Here is a 22,052-nt window from a genome sequence, read left to right as displayed (position 1 = left end):
TGGAGCCGTTCAATGAAGATCCGCACCGGCCTGTCGGCCCTGCTGCTGTCCACTCTGTCGCTGACAGTCTCCGCCGCTGAGCTGACCATCGGCGACCAGCGTGGCAATGCGCGCGCCGTCATGGAGGCGGCCGGCGTACTCGACGGCCTGGACTATCAGATCCAGTGGCGCGAGTTTCCCAATGCCGCACCGCTGCTCGAAGCCTTGCGCGCCGGCCACCTCGATGGTGGCCTGGTCGGCGAGGCACCGCTGACCTTCGCCGCAGCGGCCGGGCTGGAGGCCAAGGCGATTCAGGCGGCGAGTTACCTGGGCAACGCGCTGATCATCGGCGGCAATGCTGATATCGCCTCGGTCGCCGACCTCAAGGGAAAGAAGATCGCCGCGGTCAAAGGTTCATCCGGCCAGGCGCTGGCGCTCAATGCCCTGGCGCGTGCCGGGCTGAAACCGAGCGACGTGACCTTCGTCAACACCACGCCCTCGGAGGCGACCCTGGCCTTGAGCAACGGCAGCGTCGATGCCGTCGCCACCTGGGAGCCCTACGTATCCTTTGCCGTGCAGCAGAGCGGCGCGAAGATTCTCGCCGACGGCAAGGACTACCCGAGCCTCAATTACCTGGTGGCCGCCAATGCGGCGTTGCAGAGCAAGCGTGCCGAGCTCGAGGATTTCGCCGCGCGGTTGGCCCAGGCGCGGGTATGGGGCGCGGCCCATCCCGAGCCCTACGCCAAGGCTATCGCCAGCCTGCTCAAGCTGCCCCAGGCAGTGGCGCTGGGCAAGGTGCAGCGTGAGGTAAACACGCCGGAGACCGACCTCGCCGCCGTGCGCGCGCTGCAGCAGGCGACCATCGACCTGTATCAGCGTGAAGGCCTGATCCCCAACAGCTTCCCGGCGGATAGCGTGATCGAAGCGAGCTTCTTCGCGGAGCAAACGCCATGATGCACCTGGCGCTGTACCTGGAGGCCGGTACTCACCAGGGTGGCTGGCGGCACCCGCATTCGGCCTCCACCGGCTCGGTCGACTGGCCGTTGTACAAGACCATTGCCCGGCGCGCCGAAGCGGCCTGCCTGGACATGTTGTTCGTGGCCGACAAACTGTCGATCGACGACAACTACGGCGGCCACTTTGCCGAAACGGTGCGCTACCGCCCGGTGGTGCGGCCCGAGCCGCTGACCCTGCTGTCCGCGCTGGCGGCGGTGACCGATCGCATTGGCGTGGGCGGCACGGTGTCGTCGTCCTACGCGCTGCCTTACAGCGCGGCGCGCATGCTGGCCAATATCGACCACATCAGCGGCGGCCGTGCGGCCTGGAATCTGGTGACCTCGGTCAGCGATGGCGAGGCGCGCAACTTCGGCCGTCAACAGCACTACGGCCATGCCGAGCGGTATGCCCGCGCTGGCGAGTTCATCGAGGTGGTGCAGAAACTCTGGGACAGCTGGGGCGACGAGGCGCTGCTGCTCGACGCGCAACAGGGCGTGTTCGCCGACCCGGATGCCTTCCATTACCTGCATCACCGCGGCGAGTTCTTCGATATCAAGGGTCCGATCAACATTCCGCGCCCACCCCAGGGCCAGCCAGTGCTGATCCAGGCCGGGGTGTCCGAGGCGTTTCTCGACCTGGCGGCGAAGAACGCCGAAGTGGTGTTCGTGGTGCATCCGCAATTGGAGCGCGCCAAGGCGTTCTACCGCTTGCTCAAGGACAAGGCGCGCAGCCATGGCCGCGACCCGGACACGCTTAAGATCCTGCCCGGCATCGTGCCGGTTGTGGGCGAAACCCATGCCGCGGCGCTGGCCAAGGATCGTCTGCTCAAGGAGCTGATTCGCCCCGAGGCGGGGTTGAGCTTCATGTCCGCCAGCATGAACCACGACCTGGCGCAGTACCCGCAGGATGGGCCGTTCCCGGATATCCGCGAGGCCATCACCGGGAGCAAGGGGCGTTTTCAATATGTGATCGAACAGGCCATCGAGCTGGGCCTGACGGTCGGGCAAACGGGCAAGCGCTACGCCGAGAGCCTCAACTTCTTCTCGCCGGTCGGCTCGCCCGAAGGCGTCGCCGAGCAGCTTGCCGAATGGTACCGAGCAGGTGCCTGCGACGGCTTCGTGATCCTGCCGCCCTACCTGGAAGCGCAAGGCGATCTGTTCCTCGAAGGCGTGGTGCCGGTCTTGCAGGCGTCGGGGTTGTTCCGTACCGAATATCCTGGCCAGACCCTGCGCGACACCCTCGGCCTGGCCCGGCCGGCGAGTCGGTTCGCCTGAGCGGGCCGATAGCCTTGGCCATTGCCCAGCGGTGACGATTCGCCGCCGCGCCTGCCTTCTTACACCGCGCCGTTGCTCCTAACGCAGCGAGCGTCTGCATAGCCCTTCATCCGATAACGCGCACGTTGCGCCGAGCCCGCGCAAGCCAGTCAGAACGCCGCAGTGACAGCTTGTCGCGCGGCATCCGGCCACGCTGGTAAGTCGGACAGGGAGGCGTAATCTGGAACTGATCAATTGATCCAGATCAAGGCGCCTTTCGCTTTGGCTGCCTGCTGCAACACTCATAACAAGAAGTCGATAACTAACTCTGATCGAGGGGCACGTCCATGTTCGGCCTAGAGGCTTTGGATCTCGCGCGCATCCAGTTCGCCTTCACCATTTCTTTCCACATCATCTTTCCGGCCATCACCATCGGCCTGGCCAGTTACCTGGCGGTGCTCGAAGGCCTGTGGCTGAAGACCGGGCAAACGGTATACCGCGACCTGTACCATTTCTGGGCGAAGATCTTCGCCGTCAACTTCGGTATGGGCGTGGTTTCCGGCCTGGTGATGGCCTACCAGTTCGGCACCAACTGGAGCGCCTTCTCGGACTTCGCCGGCTCGGTCACGGGGCCACTGCTGGCCTACGAAGTGCTCACCGCGTTCTTCCTCGAAGCCGGCTTTCTCGGCGTGATGCTGTTCGGCTGGAACCGCGTTGGGCCTGGGCTGCACTTCTTCTCGACGATCATGGTGGCGGTCGGCACGCTGATCTCGACCTTCTGGATTCTTGCTTCCAACAGCTGGATGCAGACGCCCCAGGGTTTCGAGATCGTCGATGGCCGGGTGATCCCGGTGGACTGGTTCGCGGTGGTCTTCAACCCGTCGTTCCCCTATCGCCTGGCGCATATGGCCACCGCCGCGTTTCTCGCCACCGCGTTCTTCGTCGGCGCTTCGGCGGCCTGGCACCTGCTGCGCGGCCGCGACACCCCGGCGATGCGCAAGATGTTCTCCATGGCCCTGTGGATGGCCCTGCTGGTCGCACCGATCCAGGCAGTGATCGGCGACTTCCACGGTCTTAACACGCTCAAGCATCAACCGGCGAAGATCGCCGCCATCGAAGGCCACTGGGACAACAGCTCCGGCGAGCCGACACCGCTGATCCTTTTCGGCTGGCCGGACATGGAGCGCGAGGAGACTCGCTTCAAGATCGAGGTGCCGTACCTCGGCAGCCTGATCCTCACCCACAGCCTGGACAAGCAGGTGCCGGCGCTCAAGGAATTCGCCAAGGAAGACCGGCCCAACTCGACCATCGTGTTCTGGTCGTTCCGGGTGATGGTCGCCATGGGCATGCTGATGATCTTGGCTGGCGTATGGAGCCTGTGGCTGCGCTGGCGCGGCCAGCTATTCCAGTCGCGGCCGTTCCTGTACTTCTGCCTGTGGATGGGGCCGTCCGGGCTGATCGCCATTCTCGCTGGCTGGTTCACCACCGAGATCGGCCGCCAGCCGTGGGTGGTCTACGGGCTGATGCGCACCGCCGATGGCGTGTCGATGCACAGCGCCGCGCAACTGGGCATCACCCTGGTGCTGTTCGTGGTCGTCTACTTCGCCGTGTTCGGCGCCGGCATGAGCTACGTGATGCGCCTGGTGCGCAAAGGGCCGGTCACTGGCGAAGGTGATCACCAAAACGAGGGTGGGCCAGGTACTCAGCACACACCTGCACGGCCACTCTCGGCGCCCAAAGAGGGACTGGATGACGGTGACCACGGCAACGCAGACGCGAACGGGAGGGCATGAGCATGGGTATCGATCTTTCAGTCATCTGGGCGGTGATCATCGTCTTTGGCGTGATGATGTACGTGATCATGGACGGCTTCGACCTGGGCATCGGCATCCTCTTTCCGTTCGTGCCGGACAAGAGCGAGCGCGACGTGATGATGAACACCGTGGCGCCCGTGTGGGACGGCAACGAAACCTGGCTGGTAATGGGCGGTGCGGGGCTGTTCGCCGCCTTCCCACTGGCCTACTCGGTGGTGCTCAGTGCCCTCTACCTGCCGCTGATGCTCATGCTGTTGGGGCTGGTGTTTCGCGGCGTGGCCTTCGAGTTTCGCTTCAAGGCCCGTGACCACAAACGGCACATCTGGGATAAAGCCTTTATCGGCGGCTCGGTCGCCGCGACCTTCTTCCAGGGCGTGGCACTGGGCGCGTTTATCGAAGGCATCCCGGTGGAAAACCGGGTGTTCGCCGGCGGCTCGCTGGACTGGCTGGCGCCGTTCCCGTTGTTCTGCGGCGTAGCGCTGCTCGCCGCCTACGCGCTGCTCGGCTGCACCTGGCTGATCATGAAAACCGAAGGGCGCCTGCAGGGGCAGATGCACAACATGGCCCGCCCGCTGGCGCTGCTGTTGCTGATCGTGATCGGCATCGTCAGCCTGTGGACGCCGCTGTCCCAGGCGAGCATCGCCGAGCGCTGGTTCACGGTGCCCAATCTGTTCTGGTTCGCCCCCGTGCCGCTGCTGGTACTGGCGAGTTTCTTCTACCTGCTGCGCTCGGTGGCCAACCACGACAACAGCAAGCCGTTCGTGCTGACCCTGGTGCTGATCTTCCTCGGCTACAGCGGCCTCGGCATCAGCCTGTGGCCGAACATAGTGCCCGGCTCGCTGACCATCTGGCAGGCCGCCGCGCCCCCGCAAAGCCAGGGCTTCGCACTGATCGGCGCGCTGTTCATCATCCCGTTCATCCTCGTCTACACCGCCTGGAGCTACTACGTATTCCGCGGCAAGGTCACACCGGATCAGGGGTACCACTGATGCTAGGCAAACCCACCGAGAAGAAACCCCTCTGGCAACGCATCGCCTGGCTGGCCGGCATCTGGACGGTCAGCGTGCTGAGCCTCGGGCTGGTGTCGTATCTGTTGCGGCTATTCATGAATGCGGCCGGGTTGAGTACGCCGTAGGGGAGGGGGCGTTCCTATGCTCTGCGTAGGAACACCTCTTGTGGCGCTCTGCGCCGCAAGAGGCGTAGCGTCCTACTGATGCATTCCCACGTTCAACGTGAGAACGATCTTCTGCTGAGTAATGGAGTCGAGTTCGGGCTTTGCGGCGCTTGGGTGAGTGACCCTAGAGCAGTGCAGAGGATCCTTCGTGCGTTATTTTTGTTTTAAACAGTAATTCTTATCAATATCATGCGCATTCAATTTCTCCCGCTTCTGATCGAGATGCGCAATGTCTGCCTCCATAAATTCTGTTCGTCGATGCCTTGCCCGCTCTATCTCTGCTGCCACGCTGGGCATTCCCGTTGCCGCCTTTTCCCTGGTTGTCGGTGCTGAAGAAAGCTCTCCCGAAACCATCGAGCTGCAGCCGCAAAGCATCATCGCTACCCCTCAAGACGAGCGCGCCAGTGACCCTGTGAAGGGCTATGTGGCTACCCGCAGTGTCAGCGGTACCAAAACCGATGTGCCGATCACGGAAATTCCCCAGTCGATCAGTGTGATAACCGCTGACCGCATTCGCGATCAGGGCTCGCTGACCGTGCAGGATGCCCTGCGTTATACCGCCGGCGTGCGCGGCGAGGCGTTCGGTCTCGACAGCCGTGTCGACTCCGTGATGGTGCGCGGCACTTCGCCTGCCATGTTCCTCGATGGCCTGCAGCAGGGCGTCGGTTACTACAACAACACGCGTGTTGACCCGTTCACTCTGGAGCGCATCGAGGTGCTCAAGGGCCCGTCGTCCATGCTCTATGGTCAAAGCCCGGTGGGTGGCCTGGTGAATATGGTCAGCAAGCGCCCACAGGCGGAACAGAAAACTCAGATTCAGGCGCAATACGGCACCTTCGACCGCAAGCAGCTGGCCATCGATACCACCGGCCCGCTGAATGAAGACGGCACCCTGCTGTACCGCGTGGTGGCGATCAAACGCGATTCGGGTTCGCAGGTGGATCACGTGCACGACAACCGTTCGCTGCTGATGCCGTCGCTGACCTGGAAGCCGAACGACGACATCGAATGGACCGTCTTGGCCAACGTGCAGAAGGACGATTCGGTATCTTCCTCGCAGTTTCTGCCCCACGAGGGCACGCTCTATAAAGGCCGCGGCGGCCGCCTGAGCAGCAGCACCTTCGCCGGTGAACCGGGCTTCGATGAGTACGACACCGAGCAGGTCGCGCTGACTTCCAATTTCTCCTGGCGCCTGGATGACACCTGGACTGTGCGCCAGAACCTGCGTTGGCAGAAGAGCAAAGCCAGCTACCAGACGGTTTATGGGTGGCCTTGGGTATACGAGGCGGACGGCCGCACGATCAATCGCGTATCGTCCATCTCCAAACCGGAAGTGAAAATGTGGACGGCCGATCACCAGGGTGAGGCCCGCTTCGATACGGGTGCGGTGCAACACACACTGCTGATCGGCACCGACTACCAGCATTCGGTGGCCAACGAAAAAGTTGGTGGAGGCGATCCGGGGGCACTCGACTTGTACAACCCGATCTACACGGGTTACGACGGTTCGGATATCACGTTGAGCGACAATCCGGAGCAGCGCGTGGTGCAGCAGGGCTTGTATGTCCAGGATCAGATTCGCTACGAAAACTGGTTGCTAACCTTGGGCCTGCGCAGGGACTGGGCAGACAACAAGACCGAAGGCAGCCGTGCGCAGAAGGATGACGCTACAACCGGTCGCGCTGGCCTGACCTACCTGTTCGACAACGGCGTTGCGCCGTACATCAGCTACAGCGAGTCGTTCCAGCCGGTGATCGGTTTGAACAACGGTTTGACGCCTTACAAACCGCTTGAAGGCGAACAGTGGGAAATGGGGATCAAGTACCAGCCGGTAGGTAGCAACAGCTTGTACACAGCGGCGGTTTTCGACCTGCGCGAAAAGAACCGTCAGATGTCTGACCCCAATGATCCGAACAACACCCTGCAAAGTGGCGAAACCCGCGTTCGCGGCCTTGAGTTGGAAGCGCAGGTTGAAGTTACCTCCAACTGGGATCTGATCGGCACCTACACCAAGCTCGATACCGAGACGCTGGAAGGCGAGGCGGTCAACAAGGGCAAGCGGATCGAGAGCGTGCCGGACAACATGGCCTCGGTCTGGAGCAAGCACCGCTTCAGTGTTGCCGGTATTCCGGGCTTCAGCGTCGGTGCTGGCGTGCGTTATGTTGGGGCGAGCTGGGATGGCCAGGACGACCTGAAAACCCCATCCACCACCCTGTTCGACGCCATGCTCGGCTACCAGTACCAGAACTGGGACTTCAGCGTGAACGCCACCAACCTCGCAGACGAAACCTACTACACCACCTGCCTGGCCCGTGGTGACTGCTTCACCGGCAACCGCCGCACCGTGACCGGTACCGTGGCTTACAACTTCTGATCCTTCGCTGTTCATCAACCCGGTACGCCACGATGGTGTACCGGGTGTCTTTTATTGATCGTTACTGCCCTGGCACCGCCAGCCAGTGACCAAGCGTCTTCTGATACGCGCCGGTAGCCTTGCTCAGGTGCAGCCACTGATCGACATAGCTTTTCCAGGTCATATCGTCGCGCGGCAGCAGGTAGGCCTTTTCGCCGTATTGCATGTAATTCGTCGGATTGACGGCGCAGAGGCCGGGCATGCGCTTCTGCTGATACAGGGCCTCGGATGAGTCGGTGATCATCACGTCGGCGCGCTTATCCAGCAGCTCCTGGAAGATGGTCTTGTTGTCGTGGAAGTTCAGCTGAGCCTCTGGCAGATAGGCTCGCGCGAAGGCTTCGTTAGTGCCGCCGGCCGGCTCGATCAGGCGTACCTCTGGCTTGTTGATCTGCTCGATGGTCTGGTAACGCGAAACGTCTTCACAGCGCACCAGCGGGATTTTTCCGTCCACATCCAGAGTGCTGCTGAAAAAGGCCTTCTTCTGGCGCTCCAGCGTCACCGAAATACCGCCCATGCCGATATCGCACTTACCCGCCACCATATCCGGCATCAGGGTTTTCCAGGTGGTCGGCACCCACTGCACCTTCACCCCCAGGCTTTGCGCGAGAGACTGTGCCATCTCGATATCGATGCCTTCGTACCCGCCGTCCTGGCGCAGAAAGGTGTAGGGCTTGTAATCGCCGGTGGTGCACACCGCCAATTGTCCCTTCTCCAGCACCTTGTCCAGGTGCGATGGCGATTCCTGAGCCTGGGCAAAACCCGACAGGCCGATAAGCAAGGTGGTGATGGCGCTGATTTTTAGATTTTTCATGGTGGATGAGGCTCGCGGTTGAGGGCGGGGTAAAGCGAGCGGACAAGGTAAGGACAAGAGCATGGCTGGAGCAAGGCCCAGAGAAGGGGGCGTGTTCTGCATCAGGTGCTCTGAAAAAGGCGGACAAGCTTCGCGTTGTCCACCAATCCGGCATCCATCAGGCGCTTGTGGGGGTGTCCTCGACAAGAGGGAACCAGCCCTTCGCCATCTGGATGACGCCCCACAGCTTGTCAGGGATCACCAGGTTCGGCACGAGCTTGGGGTCGAGCGCGGTGGCAATCTCGGCTGCTTTGCCTTGGCTTGCGAGTTCCACCCACGTTGGATTCATCACCAGGCCCTGGCCGACGGCGACCAGTGACAGGCCGACGTTCAGCGCTTGCTCCGCGTCCTCGGGCGTGCGGATAAGGCCCGCAGCAATCAGCGGCAGGCGCTTACCGACATGCTCGGCGAGCAGCTCGGCGGTCGTGCGCTCATGGCCTATTGGGCGGGCATGCGGGATGTTGAAGAGCGAGGCATGGAGGTAATCGATACCAGCCTCAATCAGTCTGTCGATCAGCACGAAGCTGTCGTCGATGCGCAGCCCGCATTCTTCCGATTCTTCCGGCGATATGCGGTAGCCCAGCAGGAACGGCTGCCTGGCGTGCTCGGCGATGACGCGCTGCACTTCCTGCACCACGGCCAAGGGGAAACGCATGCGGTTTTCAAGCGAGCCGCCCCACTGATCGTCGCGCTGGTTATACAGGGGCGAGAAGAAGTTCTGGATGAGGAAGCCATGCGCGCCATGCAGCTCGATGCCGTCGAAACCGGCCTCGATGGCGCGGCGAGCGGTTTCACCGAAGGCTTTGATGATCGTCTCGACTTCTGTTTCGCTCAGTGCATCGCTGGTCACTTCGGCGTTGTTGAATGGGCTCGGTGGCACCTTGAGTGCGCTGGCGCTGACTACGCGGCCATCGGGTACCAGGTTCGGCAAGGCTTTGTTGCCGGCGTGAAATATCTGCAGGATCGCCGGCGCACCACCGCTCTTGGCTGCCTCGGCGAGGCTGCGCAGGCTGGGGGTAAAGCTGTCATCGTAGCTGGCAAACTCGTCGGTGAAGCCGATGCCGTCTGGCGTTACGTGGGTGCAGCCGGTAATCACCAGGCCAACGCCTTTGACGCGAGCGCGGTAGTAGGCGAGCTCTTGTGCGGAGAGGGTGCCGTCGGGGTTTGCCGACCATGTGGTCATCGGTGCCATGACGACGCGGTTGCGCATGGTCAGGCCATTGTTGAAAGTCAGAGGCTGGAACAGCCTCGATTCGCTAGACGTCATAGCACTGCATCTCCGTGAGCTGAATAGGGCATCGTGGTTGGGGGGCAGTATCACGGCGAAGGGATGCTGGGCGGTTGCCGGAATCGTTTTGATTTTTGCCTGATTTGATGAGGATCGCTCGTTTGTCGAGTGGCTTGTTCGACGCGCTGCTAAGCTTTTTTCATCTAGGTCAATGGTGGGCGACCAATTTAATGGGGATTTAAATGACGCTTAAGGCTGGCGCGGGTATCGACAGACTTTCCGATTTGATTGCGGAAATTGCCCAATTTGATGGGGACTACGACACTGCGATTCCGACGCTGAAGATGCGCCGCTGCAGTTCCACTACTGAGCCTATGCCCTGTATCTACGGTCTGGGCCTGGCGCTGATCGTGCAGGGCGGCAAGCGGTTGATGCTGGGCGACGAGATATTCGACTACGGCCCAGGGCAAACGCTGATCACCACTGTGGACATGCCCGTGGTCGCCTATGTCACTCGCGCCAGTTCGGCAGAGCCTTTCCTCGGCATGTGGTTGCAACTGGATGCACGAATGATTGCCCAGGTGGCAGCGGAAATGGAGTTTGCGACGCCTATTCAGGCTTCAGCAGGGCGCGGAATATCCCTGGCAGCGCTGGATACTGGGCTGCAGGAGGCGTTGACCAGGCTGATCCGGCTACTGGCCGAGCCGGCGCTGATTTCCTCCATCGCACCGCTGATCCAGCAGGAGATCGTGGTTCGCTTGCTCATTGGCGGGCATGGCCCCAGCCTGCGCCGTCTGATTGCGGTGGGCTCGCCGAGCCAGCAAGTGGCCAAGGTCGTTGCCTGGCTCAAGCAGCATTACACCGAGAGCGTACCGATGGATGACTTGGCGGCTAGAGCACACATGAGCCCGTCGACATTTCGTCAGCATTTTCGTGCTGTGGTCGGCATGAGCCCCCTGCAGTATCTGAAAAACCTGCGCCTGCTCGATGCCCGGCAACTGATGCTCAATGAACACCTGGATGCCGGGAGCGCAGCTACCCGTGTCGGCTATGAGAGCGCCTCCCAGTTCAGCCGCGAGTACAGCCGTTTATTCGGCTACCCGCCGAACCGCGATATAAAGCGGGTGCGAGGGCTGAGAGAGGGCCATGCCTACTGAGAATACTGCGTGGTTGATCGCACTGCGGGGTTCTCATACTGGCCTCCTTTGCCTGAGGCTCGATGTTCGCCCTTTGCGATACCCTGCAACGCCGCTTCACCGCGCTGAAAAGCCATGCCGGGTTGCAGGCCGCGTTGGAGCGGGCCGAGCAGCTGGCAGTACGGCTCACCATTGCTCAACGTGACCTTCGACCCGACGGCTACGGGCGAGCTGGTCAGCTGCCGCCAGGCCTTTTGAAAGAGGCGGACAAGCTTCGTGTTGTCCGCCTTCGTGTCTTGCCGCGTATCTCAGGCCATCCTGTGGCTAGCCGTAACGATCAACTTAATGGCTCGCCTTTTTCAACCATTGCGGCCCACGCAGCTACGCTTGGGCGATTTTGCATCCGGGCGTACCATTCGCGAAGCGCTTCGCACTCCTCGGGGATCGATAGCTCCACGAGCGTCGAGAAAATCATGCCGCCGATCACGGCGATATCTGCCATGGAAAACGACGCCCCAGCAACGAATGGCTGGCTCTTCAATACCTCATTGAAATAGCGCATGCCTCGTACGGCCTTGTCGCGCATGCGCAGGCCCCATTCCTCATTCTGATAGAGCTCAACGTGTGGGCCCAGGCCCGGGGTGGCATGGTGAAAGTACACGCTCACGGCATCGAGAAACTCGATTTCGGCGCGCTTGGTCATCATGTGGATCAGACCTTTCTCAACGGCGGTTTTGCCGGTAAGCGTGGGTGAGCCGTCCAGGTCGTCCAGGTCGTCCAGATATTGGGTGATAGCCGTGCATTCCGCGATGCGGGTGCCGTCCTCCAGCTCCAGAACCGGAAGCGTGCCCGAGTAGTTTATCTCGAGAAACTCAGGCGTCTTGTGCTCACCTTTCCAGAGGTTGATCGACACGAAATCAACCTTTTGCAGAAGGCCTTTCTCTGCGAGCGCTATGCGAACTCGTGCCGGGTAGGGGCCGTTGTACCAGTCGTAGATTTTCATCGGCAATTGGCAGGCGTCGGCGTGAGGATGTGTAGTGTTCATATGAATACCTATCTATCAGTTGGTAGGCATATTTATAGGCGGTTTATACCTGCTGTCAATGCCTATCTATCAGTTGGCAGGTTTGTGGGTTGCGGTTAGCATTCCTGTCATCTTCCAACCGGTGAGGTGATGCGTGAGTGCAAACGCAAAAGAGGCCATCCTGGCTGCTGCCAAGCAGGCAGCGCAGTCCCATGGCTACAACGGACTGAATTTCCGTGACCTGGCGGCTGCAGTCGGTATCAAGAGCGCGAGCATCTACTACCACTTTCCCAGCAAGGCCGATCTCGGTTCTGCGGTAGCCAGGCGCTACTGGGAAGACACCGCAGCCGAACTGCAGGCGATGCTGGAAGGGGCTGACAGCCAGCTTGAATGCCTGCGACGGTATCCCTCGATTTTTCGAAGGGCGCTTGAGAGCGAGAACAGGTTGTGCCTCTGCAGCTTCATGGCCGCGGAGTACGAAGACCTTCCCTCGCAAGTGAAGAGCGAGGTGCAGGCGTTCGCCACCGTGAACGTGGCCTGGCTTTCCAAGGTGCTGCTCGCGGCCGGGCTCGGCGATCCTGCCGCGTGCGAGGAGCGAGCAAACGCTATTTTTGCTGCCGTTGCCGGTGCTCAGCTCATGGCCCGCAGCCGCGCCGATATCGAGTTGTTCGACTCGCTCATGGAGGGTTATCGGAAGTCTGGGCTTCTGCCGGCCTGAGTTGCAGGCATTGCAGCTGACACGGAACAGCCCCTGTCACGTGTAGCCTTGTGGGGTTGTTAGACTGCCCCTCTTTGCCGTCATTCAAAGGGTGTCCCATGTTCGCCATCAGCGAAACCCTTCAACACCGCTTCGCCGCCCTGCACTCCACCGCCGATTTCTGGTCGCTGCGCCATGTGCGGGAAACCACCGAGCGCTATTGGGTGCGGCGCAATGTGGCGCGGGCACCGTCGTTCTCGGACGATGCGGGCGCCATGCTCAGTGTGCGGGTGGCTGGGGTAGAAGCCTATGCGGCGACCAGCGATCTCAGCCAGGCCGGGTTGCAGGCGGCGCTCGACAAAGCCGAGGCGCTGGCGCGGCAATTGGCGGGGCGCAATCTGCTCGATCTGCATGAGCTGCCGGTGCCCCATGGGCAGGCCGATGACGTGATGCCTGGCTACCGGCGCAGCCTGGCCAGCCCGGCGCACTGGTACGAACTGCTGGCGGCCGAGTCGGCGCGGGTGCCGCGCGATGAAAGGCTGGTGGACTGGTACGCAGGGCTGACCTTTACCGCTACCGAGCAGATTTACCTGAACAGCGTCGGCGCCCGTTTGCGCCGCGCTCAGCATTACGTCTTCCCGCAACTGGGCGTTACCGCCAGCGATGGCGCCGACAGCCAGAGCCGCAGTTTCGGCGGCACCCACCTGGCGCGTCAGGGCGGTGCCGAGGTGATCGATGAACTGGGTGTGGTCGGCACCGCCAGCCGTATTGCCGACGAGGCGCTGCAACTGCTGCTGGCGCCCAATACGCCGAGCGGTCACCGTGATCTGCTGCTGATGCCGGACCAGATGATCCTGCAGATCCACGAGTCCATCGGTCATCCGCTGGAGCTCGATCGCATCCTGGGTGACGAGCGCAATTTCGCCGGCACCAGCTTTATCCGCCAGGAGGATTTCGGCCGCTATCAGTACGGCTCGCCGCTGCTCAACGTGACCTTCGACCCGACGGTATCGGGCGAGTTGGCCAGCTATCGGCATGACGACGACGGCACGCCGGCGCAGCGCGAATACCTGATCCGCGAGGGCGTGCTGCAGCGGCCGCTTGGCGGTGCGCTGTCGCAATGGCGCAGCGGGCTCGAAGGCGTGGCCAACAGCCGTGCCTGCAGCTGGAACCGCCCGACTCTCGACCGCATGGCCAACCTCAATGTCGAGCCCGGCACGCAGCGCCTGGAGCAGCTGATCGGCGGTATCGAGCGCGGCATTCTGATGAGTAACAACCGCTCCTGGTCGATCGATGATGCGCGCAACAAATTCCAGTTCGGCTGCGAGTGGGGCCGGCTGATCGAGAACGGTGAGCTCAAGGGCGTGGTGAAGAACCCCAACTACCGCGGCATCTCCGCGCAGTTCTGGCGCAACCTCAAGGCGGTGGGCGACGCCAGTACCTTCGAGGTGCTGGGCACGCCTTATTGCGGCAAGGGCGAACCGAACCAGGTGATCCGCGTCGGGCACGCCACGCCGGCGTGCGTGTTCGCCGATGTCGACGTATTTGGAGGGGCCGCCTGATGAACGCACGTCAGCATTTCGAGGCGCTGCTCGCGCACCTGAACGCCGAACTGCAGGCCGGCGAGGGCTTTACCCTGGAGTACCAGGCCGAGGCCTCGGACTTCATCCGCTTCAACCACGCCCGCGTGCGTCAGGCCGGCCAGGTGCAGCAGGTGTACGCCACCCTGGCGCTGTATCAGGGCGAGCGGCATGGCGACTTCGAACTGGCCCTGAGTGGGGTGATCGACGATGACCGCCCGCGCCTCGACCAGGCGTTGCAGCGCCTGCGTGCGGTATTGCCGACACTGGTCGATGACCCCTACCTGCGCCTGAACCGCGAGGCCTGGCGCAGCGAGACGGCGGCGGGCGAGGCAGTTCAGCAGAGCGATGCGGCCATCGCGCAGATCGTAGAGGCTTCGGCTGGGCTGGATCTGGTCGGCTTCTACGCTGCCGGGCCGCAATACCAGGGCTTTGCCAGTTCCTGGGGCGCTTTCGGCTGGCATGCAGCGAGCAGCTTCAATTTCGAATTCAGCCTGTTCCACGAGAATGGTCAGGCAGTGAAAAGCAGCTACGCCGGCGAGCGATGGGACACCCAGGCCTTTGCCCGCAAGCTGGCCTTCGCCCGCGAGCAACTGGAACACCTGGGCAAGCCCGCCCATGAGCTGAAGCCGGGTGCGTACCGCGCCTACCTGACCCCCGCGGCACTGGAGGAATTGTTCGGGCTGTTCGCCTGGGGCTTTTCTGCCGAAGCGCTGGCCACCGGCGGCAGCCCGCTGCAAAGGCTGTTCGCCGGCAGCGCCAGCCTGAGCGACAAGGTGACGCTCGACGAGCGCATCGAAGGCGGCCTGGCGCCAGCCTTCACCCGTGAGGGGCCGCGCCAGCCGCTGCGCCTGGTCAGCCAGGGCAAACCGGGCGAGCGCCTGGTCAGCTCGCGCAGCGCCGCCGAACATGGGTTGATCGCCAACGGCGCGGGCAGCGGCGAGTACCCGTTCTCGCTGCACCTGCACGGCGGCGAGCTGGAGGAGGGCGAGATCCTGCAGCGCCTCGGCACCGGGCTGTATATCGGCAACCTGTGGTACGCCAACTTCTCCGACCTGCCGGCCGGGCGCCTGACCGGCATGACCCGCTTCGCCACCTTCTGGGTCGAAGATGGCCGTATCCAGGCGCCCGTGGATACCATGCGCTTCGACGACTCGCTGTTCGACTTCCTAGGCGCGAACCTGGAAGCTCTGACCCGCGATCCAGAGCTGCTGCTGCCCAGCGGCACCTACGGCGCGCGGCAGACCAGCTCGATGGCGCTGCCCGGCGCCTTGCTGTCGCGGTTTACGCTGACATTGTGAGCGGCTGGTTATTCGAGAATTTCCTGGGTATCGCTGCGCTCAATCGCAGGCTACGAGGGCGCAACGCTCCGGTAGCCCGGCGTTGAGCGCAGCGATACCCGGGGAAACGACGTGGCATCTCAGATTTCATAAGGCGAGTGCGAGATTAATTAAGCCAGCGCCCCAACTTCTTTTTAGCTTGGGCGTGACTGTGAATGCGATTTTCTACAATCGCCTGTTCGCCGCGTGCGAGAGCAAGCAAAAGTTCCTGTCGCCGCCCATCGCGCTTTTTCGGTGGGATGTTCATTGACTCTCCGTGCCACTGCCTACTTCGTCGCCTTCAGCACCACGAACTTCGGCGTGGCCGCCACCTGCTCGACACCGCGGAACAGCCGCGACAGTTTGGTGTGATAACCCAGGTGGCGGTTGCCGACTATCCACAGTTCGCCACCGGTAACCAGCGCGCTGCGCGCCTGCTGGAACATGCGCCAGGCGAGGAAGTCGCCGACCACCTGCTGCTGGTGGAAGGGCGGGTTGCACAGCACCAGGTCCAGCGAGTCTTCGGCCTGCTCGGCCAGGCCATCATCGGCACGAATGGTCACCGGGCGTTCGCCTAGGGCCGCCCGCCAGTTCTCGGCGGCGGACTGCACTGCCATATAGGACTCGTCCACCAGTATCAGCTCGGCGCCAGGGCTGCTCATCGCATAGGCGATGCCCAACACGCCGTTGCCGCAGCCCAGGTCAGCCACCCGTCGATTATCCAGGTGGCGCGGCAGGTGCGGCAGAAAAGCACGGGTGCCGATATCCAGCCCCTCGCGGCAGAACAAGTTGGCGTGGTTGCTCAGCTCCAGCGCCGGTTTGTCTAGGCGGTAGCGGGTCGGGTAGGGCGACTGCGTTGCCGGCTTTGCCTCAGGTGTGGCATGCAGCAGACGGGCTTTTTTCACCGCCAGCGAGGCCTGCACCGTGCCGACATATTTCTCCAGCAGGTCACCAGCCGCGCGGGGCAGATGCTTGATCATCGCGCCGGCGATCACCTGGGCGCCTGGCGCGAGCCTGCCGTGCAGGCGGATCAGCTGTTCTTCCAGCAGCGCCAGGGTTTTCGGCACGCGGATCAGCACCACGTCGAATGGCCCGTTCATCGGCTCGCTGGCAGGGATGAAGGTCACCGCGTCTTCAGCTAGGCCGTTGCGCGCGAGGTTGAGGCGCAGCGCCAGGTAGCCGAGGTGCGAGTCGCCGCTGCTGGTTACCTGAGCACGCCCGGCCAGGGCACAGGCGAGGGCGCCGAAACTGTCGTTGAGCAACAGCACGCGTGCACCGTCCGGCAGGCTCTGCACCTGTTCGAGCAGGTAGGCATCGGCGGCATCGAAGGCCTGTAGCGGCATGCCGGGTTGTTCGGGCTGGCGCTGCAGCTCAAGGGTGGCGAACGGTGTGACGAAAGACGACGACATGCTGATCTCGTGATGGGCGTGGCGGGGCGCATTCTGCCACGCCGCGGGCATTGAATCTTCAAGCTGTGCAGTAGTTGGCGTTATTGCCGCTTGTTCCGCCGGGTACTATCGACAAGAATCGCGGCCCTGCACCACGGTCGCGTTTGCCTGAGCCGTCGCCGCAGCCCTCCAATAATAGTCGGACACCTGCGCGCTGCGCTGGGCATAGCCGACAGCGACCTCAACGAGGTCATCCGAAACCCCAATTTCCCCAGGTGCCTGCCTACGCATGCGCCTCTGTCTGCTATTGCCAAGGTGTTGCATGTTCAAGTCCGTTGTCACCCTCGCTCTGTCAGCCATGCTGCTGATCTGCACGCCGGTTTCCGCCGCCGAGCCCATCGTCATCAAGTTCTCTCACGTGGTCGCCGAAGACACTCCGAAAGGCCGCGGTGCGCTGCTTTTCAAGCAGCTCGTCGAACAGCGCCTGGGCGACAAGGTGAAGGTCGAGGTGTACCCGAACTCCACGCTGTTCGGTGATGCGGACGAGCTGCAGGCGCTGCGTGACGGCAAGGTGCAGATGCTGGCGCCGTCGCTATCCAAGTTTGATGCCTACACCAAGCAACTGCAGGTGTTCGACCTGCCGTTCCTGTTCGACGATCTGGAGGCAGTGAAACGCTTTCAGAAGCGTGAGAAGAGCCGCGAGCTGCTGCGCTCCATGGCGGGCTACGACATTTACGGGCTGGCGTACTGGAACAACGGCATGAAGCAGCTTTCCGCCACCCGCGCGTTGAAAGCACCGGCCGATGCCAAGGGTCTGAACTTCCGTATTCAGCCGTCGCCAGTGCTGGAGGCGCAGTTCGCCGAACTGGGCGCCACCACTAGCAAGATGGCCTTTAGCGAAACCCTGGCGGCGTTGCAGAAGGGCACCGTGCAAGGTGCGGAAAACCCTTGGTCGAACCTGGCCAGCCAGAAGCTCGACAGCGTGCAGCCGTTCATCACCGAGACCAACCATGGCTCGCTCAACTACATGCTGATCAGCAATTCCAAGTTCTGGATCAGCATTCCCTACCAGGTGCGCACGCAGCTGGAAGCGATCATCGAAGAAGTCAGCTTCAAGGTGAACCAGGACGCCGAGGAGCTGAACCGCAAGAGCCGCGAGCAGCTGGTCGCCGCCGGTCGCGCGCAGATCATCACCCTGACCCACGAGCAACGCGAAGCCTGGCGCGAAGCGATGCGCCCGGTGTGGCAGCGTTTCGAAACGGAGATTGGTGCTGATGTGCTGCGTGCCGCGCAGACGGTAAATCGGCGCTGAGCACCTCTGTCGGCTCGTCACGCAGTTCGTAGGGTGGACGACGCTTCACCTACGCGGCCCGACCCGTCCACCGCTGCAATCGCAATGGTGGATGAAAAAAGCGTCAGCTACGCGCCCCGATCCACCCTACAACTACGAAGCGCGCAGCTCCTCCAGTAGCAAACGCGCCGGCGATGACAGCGGCGAGCCACGCCGGCTGATCACGCCGTACGGCTCGCTGCGCAGCACCTGGGCCAGCTCCAGGCACGCGAGCTGGCCTGAGCGCGCCGCCGACTGGGCGGTTTCCCGTGGCATCAGCGCCACCAGGTTCGGGTCTTCCTGCAGCAGCATCAGGGTGGCGAAGGTCGACGCGGTTTCCAGTGGGTAGCGCGGAAACTCCAGTTCGGCATCGCTGAACGCCCGCTCCAGTACCAGGCGCATCGGCATGTTCGCCGGGAACACCACCCAGCTGTAGGTCGCCAGCTGTGCCAGGCTCAGGCCTGGCGTGCTCGCCAGTGGGTGCGCGGGATTCGCCACCACTTTCAGCTGCTCGTCATGCAGGCTCAGGCAGTCGTAATCATCCGGCCGGCGGCTCACGCTCGTCCGGCAGATCGCCAGATCCAGGCGGCCCTGGTCGATCAGGCTGAGCAGCCGCGCGCTGGTGTCTTCGACGATTTCCACCGACAGCTCCGGCTGCCGCGCGCGCAACCGCGACAGCGCGCGGGTCAGGTGCGGCACCGCACCCATGATCACCCCAACCACCAAACGCCCGCCCTGGCCCTGCAAGATGCCGAGCATCTCCTCGCGCAGGTGCGCTAGGTCGCTGTGGATCAGCCGCGCGTAGCGAATCGCACAACGCCCCAGATCATTGGCTTCCAGGCCCTGGCTGGTACGGGTGAACAGCCGCGTGCCGAATGCCGATTCGATTTCGTTGAGCGCCTTGGTCGCGCCCGGCTGGCTGATCGCCACGGCGTCGGCGGCCTTGTGCAGCGAGCCCTGTTCGTCGAGAGCGATCAGCAGGCGCAGCTGTTTCAGGCGCAGTCGGGATACCAGAGCGGGGAGGGATGCGAGCATGGTGATAACCATCAGTTATTGCTTGATCAGAGCCTGTCATTAGGCAGGCTGGCGCTGAGTTCGTAAAGTCTGCCCTGTACCCGTTCGGGCAAGACTGACAAGAGAGATAAGCCATGCGACTGATCCAGTTCGAAACCACCAGCGGCCAGCGTCAGGTTGGCGTTGTCGAAGGCGATGCCATCCGTACCGTGCGTGGCGTGGCCAGTACCCGCGAATTAGCGCTGGCGGCGATCCGTGCCGGGCGCAGCCTGCAGGCCGAGGTCGAGAGCCGCGGCAGTGAAGCCGGCCCTGCTTATGCCGAATTGCAGCAGGGCGGGCGCATCCTGCCGCCGCTGGATCACGAAGACTCCGCCCATTGCCTGATCAGCGGCACCGGCCTGACGCATCTGGGCAGCGCTTCGACCCGTGACAAGATGCACCAGCAGAAGGGCCAGGACGAAGCCACCCTGACCGACACCATGCGCATGTTCCGCTGGGGCTTGGAGGGCGGCAAGCCGGGCGCCGGCAAGGTCGGCGCGCAGCCGGAATGGTTCTACAAGGGCGATGGCAGCATCGTGGTGCGGCCCGGCGCCGAACTGCCAGTGCCGGTGTTCGCCGAAGACGGCGGCGAGGAGCCCGAGTTGGTCGGCCTGTATGTGATTGGTGACGACGGCAAGCCCTATCGCCTTGGCTACGCGCTGGGCAACGAATTCTCCGACCATGTGCTGGAGCGCCGCAGTTACCTGTACCTGGCGCACTCCAAGTTGCGCGCCTGCGCCTACGGGCCGGAGCTGCGCGTCGGTGCGCTGCCGGCGCACCTGGCCGGCACCAGCCGCATTCATCGTGGTGGAGAGGTCATCTGGGAGAAGGAGTTTCTCAGCGGTGAGGAGAACATGTGTCACAGCCTGGAGAACCTGGAGTTCCACCACTTCAAGTACCAGCAGTTCCTGCGCCCGGGCGATGTGCATGTGCATTACTTCGGCACCGCTACGCTGTCCTATGCCGACGGCATTCAGGCGCAGCCCGGCGATACGTTCGAAATCGAAATGAGCGAGTTTGGCGCACCTTTGCGCAACGGGCTGGTGGCGGCTGATGAGCCGCTCGAGCCGGGCGGCGTGACTGCACTTTAAGCAGCATTTCACCCCGGGGCCTCAAGGCCCCGCTTGGTTTTTGAATAGGAGGCATATTTCATGACCGTTAACGGCCATAACATTATCGGCGGCGCCTACAGCGCACTGGGCTCTGTGAAGCTGCAGAGCGTTGACGCCACCACTGGCGAAACACTGCCGTACGAGTTCGTCGAGGCCACTGCAGAAGAAGTCGACGCCGCTGCCGAAGCTGCAGCCGCTGCTTACCCTATTTACCGCAGCCTGCCAGCATCTAAACGCGCTGATTTCCTCGATGCTATCGCCGATGAGCTGGATGCCCTGGGTGACGAGTTCGTCGCCACCGTCTGCCGGGAAACTGCGCTGCCGAGCGGTCGTATCCAGGGCGAGCGTGGGCGTACCAGCGGGCAGATGCGTTTGTTCGCCAAGGTGCTGCGCCGTGGTGATTTCTTTGGCGCGCGTATTGACCGTGCATTACCGGATCGCCAGCCGCTGCCGCGCCCGGACATCCGCCAGTACCGTATCGGCCTGGGCCCGGTTGCAGTATTCGGCGCCAGCAACTTCCCGCTGGCGTTTTCGACTGCAGGCGGGGACACCGCGTCGGCCCTGGCTGCCGGCTGCCCGGTGGTGTTCAAGGCGCATCCTGGCCATATGGTTACCACCGCACAGGTCGGCGCGGCGCTGTTGCGTGCGGCCGAGAAAACCGGCATGCCCAAAGGCGTTTTCAACATGATCTACGGGGGCATCGTCGGTGCCGCACTGGTCAAGCATCCGGCGATCCAGGCCGTCGGCTTCACCGGTTCGCTACGTGGAGGCCGTGCCCTGTGCGATATGGCGGCGGCGCGCCCGCAGCCTATCCCGGTGTTCGCCGAGATGAGCAGCATCAACCCGGTCATCCTGCTGCCAGAAGCCCTCAAGGCGCGCGGCGAGCAGGTCGCTGGTGAGCTGGCCGCATCGGTGGTGCTCGGCGCTGGCCAGTTCTGCACCAACCCTGGCCTAGTGCTTGGTATTCGCTCGCCGGAGTTCAGTGCATTCCTGCACAGCCTGACCGCCAAGATGGCCGAGCAGCCGCCGCAGACGCTGCTCAATGCCGGCGGCCTGGAGAGTTATGGCAAAGGCCTGGCGGCGCTCGCTGCACACCCGGGCATCACTCACTTGAGTGGCGCCGCGCAGGAAGGTAGCCAGGCGCGCCCGCAGCTGTTCAAGGCAGATGTCAGCCTGCTGCTCAACGGTGATGAGCGATTGCAGGAAGAGGTTTTCGGCCCGACCACCATCGTTGTCGAGGTGGCGGACAAGGCCGAGCTGCTGGCCGCCATCAAGGGGCTGCATGGTCAGCTGACTGCCACGCTGATCACCGAGCCGGGCGATCTGCCCGGCAGCGAGGAGCTGTTTGCGCTGCTCGAGCAGAAGGTTGGCCGCGTGCTGTTCAATGGCTACCCGACCGGCGTGGAAGTCTGCGATGCCATGGTGCATGGCGGCCCGTACCCGGCGACTTCCGACGCCCGTGGCACCTCGGTCGGCACCCTGGCCATCGACCGCTTCCTGCGCCCGGTGTGCTATCAGAACTGTCCGGATGCCCTGCTGCCCGATGCGCTGAAAAACGCCAACCCGCTGGGCATCGCCCGCCTGGTGGATGGCGCCAGCAGCCGCGACGCGCTGTAAGCGCCCGCTGTGTCGCTAGAGAAAGCCGACCCTGAGGTCGGCTTTTTTATGGGCGGCGTTTTTCCCGGGTGTCGCTGCGCTCGACCCGG

At 62.9% G+C, this 22,052-nt stretch carries 19 protein-coding genes; 13 read left to right on the top strand and 6 right to left on the bottom strand.

The features are described 5' to 3' along the window. Positions 1 to 12: 12 nt before the first annotated feature. From BUC40_RS16930 to BUC40_RS16905, 6 genes are all read left to right on the top strand, one after another. Positions 13 to 933 (top strand): aliphatic sulfonate ABC transporter substrate-binding protein, encoded by a 921-nt coding sequence (locus BUC40_RS16930; protein ID WP_073267344.1) that lies wholly within the window; start codon positions 13 to 15, stop codon positions 931 to 933. Continuing rightward, positions 930 to 2,249 (top strand): LLM class flavin-dependent oxidoreductase, encoded by a 1,320-nt coding sequence (locus BUC40_RS16925; protein ID WP_208605784.1) that lies wholly within the window; start codon positions 930 to 932, stop codon positions 2,247 to 2,249. The genes BUC40_RS16930 and BUC40_RS16925 overlap by 4 nt, the downstream gene beginning before the upstream one ends. A 326-nt stretch (positions 2,250 to 2,575) precedes the next feature. Further along, positions 2,576 to 4,021 carry a cytochrome ubiquinol oxidase subunit I gene (locus BUC40_RS16920; protein ID WP_073267343.1) on the top strand — a complete coding sequence of 482 codons (1,446 nt, stop codon included), beginning with the start codon at positions 2,576 to 2,578 and terminating at the stop codon, positions 4,019 to 4,021. Positions 4,022 to 4,023: 2 nt separating this feature from the next. Next, positions 4,024 to 5,031: a cytochrome d ubiquinol oxidase subunit II gene (cydB, locus tag BUC40_RS16915; RefSeq protein WP_073267342.1), complete on the top strand. Its 1,008-nt coding sequence runs from the start codon at positions 4,024 to 4,026 to the stop codon at positions 5,029 to 5,031. Next, positions 5,028 to 5,177: a DUF2474 domain-containing protein gene (locus BUC40_RS16910; RefSeq protein ID WP_374990497.1), complete on the top strand. Its 150-nt coding sequence runs from the start codon at positions 5,028 to 5,030 to the stop codon at positions 5,175 to 5,177. Before cydB ends, BUC40_RS16910 begins: the two co-directional genes overlap by 4 nt. 268 nt (positions 5,178 to 5,445) lie before the next feature. Further along, a complete protein-coding gene (locus BUC40_RS16905; protein WP_073267341.1) occupies positions 5,446 to 7,590 on the top strand; it encodes a TonB-dependent siderophore receptor in 2,145 nt (714 codons plus the stop codon). A 61-nt stretch (positions 7,591 to 7,651) separates the two neighbouring features. Here the strand turns inward: BUC40_RS16905 and BUC40_RS16900 are convergent, their stop codons facing one another. Both BUC40_RS16900 and BUC40_RS16895 read right to left on the bottom strand, forming a co-directional pair. After that, positions 7,652 to 8,440, bottom strand: a complete 789-nt coding sequence (locus BUC40_RS16900; protein ID WP_073267340.1) for a transporter substrate-binding domain-containing protein — start codon at positions 8,438 to 8,440, stop codon at positions 7,652 to 7,654. A 157-nt stretch (positions 8,441 to 8,597) separates the two neighbouring features. Continuing rightward, positions 8,598 to 9,746, bottom strand: a complete 1,149-nt coding sequence (locus tag BUC40_RS16895) for an NADH-dependent flavin oxidoreductase (RefSeq protein WP_073267339.1) — start codon at positions 9,744 to 9,746, stop codon at positions 8,598 to 8,600. A 203-nt stretch (positions 9,747 to 9,949) separates the two neighbouring features. On the opposite strand from BUC40_RS16895, the gene BUC40_RS16890 reads away from it, so the two are divergent. Beyond that, positions 9,950 to 10,864, top strand: a complete 915-nt coding sequence (locus tag BUC40_RS16890; RefSeq protein WP_073267338.1) for an AraC family transcriptional regulator — start codon at positions 9,950 to 9,952, stop codon at positions 10,862 to 10,864. A 316-nt stretch (positions 10,865 to 11,180) separates the two neighbouring features. Here BUC40_RS16890 and BUC40_RS16885 read toward each other — a convergent pair whose 3' ends face one another. Continuing rightward, complete coding sequence (locus BUC40_RS16885; protein WP_139272202.1) at positions 11,181 to 11,846, bottom strand: glutathione S-transferase; 666 nt, start codon at positions 11,844 to 11,846, stop codon at positions 11,181 to 11,183. Positions 11,847 to 12,021: 175 nt separating this feature from the next. Between BUC40_RS16885 and BUC40_RS16880 the strand changes: the two genes are divergently transcribed. The 3 genes from BUC40_RS16880 to BUC40_RS16870 all read left to right on the top strand — a co-directional run bounded on the left by BUC40_RS16880 (position 12,022) and on the right by BUC40_RS16870 (position 15,445). Further along, complete coding sequence (locus BUC40_RS16880) at positions 12,022 to 12,585, top strand: TetR/AcrR family transcriptional regulator (RefSeq protein WP_073267336.1); 564 nt, start codon at positions 12,022 to 12,024, stop codon at positions 12,583 to 12,585. A 98-nt stretch (positions 12,586 to 12,683) separates the two neighbouring features. After that, positions 12,684 to 14,126 (top strand): TldD/PmbA family protein, encoded by a 1,443-nt coding sequence (locus BUC40_RS16875; protein WP_073267335.1) that lies wholly within the window; start codon positions 12,684 to 12,686, stop codon positions 14,124 to 14,126. Beyond that, positions 14,126 to 15,445 carry a TldD/PmbA family protein gene (locus tag BUC40_RS16870; protein WP_073267334.1) on the top strand — a complete coding sequence of 440 codons (1,320 nt, stop codon included), beginning with the start codon at positions 14,126 to 14,128 and terminating at the stop codon, positions 15,443 to 15,445. Before BUC40_RS16875 ends, BUC40_RS16870 begins: the two co-directional genes overlap by 1 nt. 145 nt (positions 15,446 to 15,590) lie before the next feature. Here the strand turns inward: BUC40_RS16870 and BUC40_RS22925 are convergent, their stop codons facing one another. Together BUC40_RS22925 and BUC40_RS16865 are read right to left on the bottom strand one after the other, a co-directional pair. Next, a complete protein-coding gene (locus tag BUC40_RS22925; protein ID WP_167369169.1) occupies positions 15,591 to 15,731 on the bottom strand; it encodes a hypothetical protein in 141 nt (46 codons plus the stop codon). Between the two features lie 19 nt (positions 15,732 to 15,750). Beyond that, positions 15,751 to 16,872 carry a methyltransferase gene (locus BUC40_RS16865; RefSeq protein WP_073267432.1) on the bottom strand — a complete coding sequence of 374 codons (1,122 nt, stop codon included), beginning with the start codon at positions 16,870 to 16,872 and terminating at the stop codon, positions 15,751 to 15,753. Positions 16,873 to 17,173: 301 nt separating this feature from the next. Between BUC40_RS16865 and BUC40_RS16855 the strand changes: the two genes are divergently transcribed. After that, positions 17,174 to 18,163 carry a TRAP transporter substrate-binding protein gene (locus BUC40_RS16855; RefSeq protein WP_073267332.1) on the top strand — a complete coding sequence of 330 codons (990 nt, stop codon included), beginning with the start codon at positions 17,174 to 17,176 and terminating at the stop codon, positions 18,161 to 18,163. Between the two features lie 132 nt (positions 18,164 to 18,295). Here the strand turns inward: BUC40_RS16855 and BUC40_RS16850 are convergent, their stop codons facing one another. After that, positions 18,296 to 19,216 (bottom strand): LysR family transcriptional regulator, encoded by a 921-nt coding sequence (locus tag BUC40_RS16850; protein WP_073267431.1) that lies wholly within the window; start codon positions 19,214 to 19,216, stop codon positions 18,296 to 18,298. 113 nt (positions 19,217 to 19,329) lie between these two features. Between BUC40_RS16850 and araD1 the strand changes: the two genes are divergently transcribed. Further along, positions 19,330 to 20,325: an AraD1 family protein gene (araD1, locus tag BUC40_RS16845; RefSeq protein ID WP_073267331.1), complete on the top strand. Its 996-nt coding sequence runs from the start codon at positions 19,330 to 19,332 to the stop codon at positions 20,323 to 20,325. 60 nt (positions 20,326 to 20,385) lie between these two features. Continuing rightward, positions 20,386 to 21,963: an aldehyde dehydrogenase (NADP(+)) gene (locus BUC40_RS16840; protein WP_073267330.1), complete on the top strand. Its 1,578-nt coding sequence runs from the start codon at positions 20,386 to 20,388 to the stop codon at positions 21,961 to 21,963. Positions 21,964 to 22,052: the final 89 nt, after the last annotated feature.

The organism is Phytopseudomonas punonensis (assembly GCF_900142655.1).
GTDB classification, from domain to species: domain Bacteria; phylum Pseudomonadota; class Gammaproteobacteria; order Pseudomonadales; family Pseudomonadaceae; genus Aquipseudomonas; species Aquipseudomonas punonensis.
The sequence above is the reverse complement of the archived record's forward strand: the minus strand, read 5'-3'. Positions and strand labels throughout refer to the sequence as shown.

Bases quoted from the DNA above. Each gene is read 5' to 3' on its own strand.
- BUC40_RS16890 (WP_073267338.1), top strand. From the start codon at position 9,950: ATGACGCTTAAGGCTGGCGCGGGTATCGACAGACTTTCCGATTTGATT.
- BUC40_RS16865 (WP_073267432.1), bottom strand. From the start codon at position 16,872: ATGTCGTCGTCTTTCGTCACACCGTTCGCCACCCTTGAGCTGCAGCGC.
- BUC40_RS16895 (WP_073267339.1), bottom strand. From the start codon at position 9,746: ATGACGTCTAGCGAATCGAGGCTGTTCCAGCCTCTGACTTTCAACAAT.
- cydB (WP_073267342.1), top strand. From the start codon at position 4,024: ATGGGTATCGATCTTTCAGTCATCTGGGCGGTGATCATCGTCTTTGGC.
- araD1 (WP_073267331.1), top strand. From the start codon at position 19,330: ATGCGACTGATCCAGTTCGAAACCACCAGCGGCCAGCGTCAGGTTGGC.
- BUC40_RS22925 (WP_167369169.1), bottom strand. From the start codon at position 15,731: ATGAACATCCCACCGAAAAAGCGCGATGGGCGGCGACAGGAACTTTTG.
- BUC40_RS16920 (WP_073267343.1), top strand. From the start codon at position 2,576: ATGTTCGGCCTAGAGGCTTTGGATCTCGCGCGCATCCAGTTCGCCTTC.
- BUC40_RS16900 (WP_073267340.1), bottom strand. From the start codon at position 8,440: ATGAAAAATCTAAAAATCAGCGCCATCACCACCTTGCTTATCGGCCTG.
- BUC40_RS16905 (WP_073267341.1), top strand. From the start codon at position 5,446: ATGTCTGCCTCCATAAATTCTGTTCGTCGATGCCTTGCCCGCTCTATC.
- BUC40_RS16930 (WP_073267344.1), top strand. From the start codon at position 13: ATGAAGATCCGCACCGGCCTGTCGGCCCTGCTGCTGTCCACTCTGTCG.
- BUC40_RS16840 (WP_073267330.1), top strand. From the start codon at position 20,386: ATGACCGTTAACGGCCATAACATTATCGGCGGCGCCTACAGCGCACTG.
- BUC40_RS16850 (WP_073267431.1), bottom strand. From the start codon at position 19,216: ATGCTCGCATCCCTCCCCGCTCTGGTATCCCGACTGCGCCTGAAACAG.
- BUC40_RS16855 (WP_073267332.1), top strand. From the start codon at position 17,174: ATGTTCAAGTCCGTTGTCACCCTCGCTCTGTCAGCCATGCTGCTGATC.
- BUC40_RS16885 (WP_139272202.1), bottom strand. From the start codon at position 11,846: ATGAAAATCTACGACTGGTACAACGGCCCCTACCCGGCACGAGTTCGC.
- BUC40_RS16925 (WP_208605784.1), top strand. From the start codon at position 930: ATGATGCACCTGGCGCTGTACCTGGAGGCCGGTACTCACCAGGGTGGC.
- BUC40_RS16875 (WP_073267335.1), top strand. From the start codon at position 12,684: ATGTTCGCCATCAGCGAAACCCTTCAACACCGCTTCGCCGCCCTGCAC.
- BUC40_RS16870 (WP_073267334.1), top strand. From the start codon at position 14,126: ATGAACGCACGTCAGCATTTCGAGGCGCTGCTCGCGCACCTGAACGCC.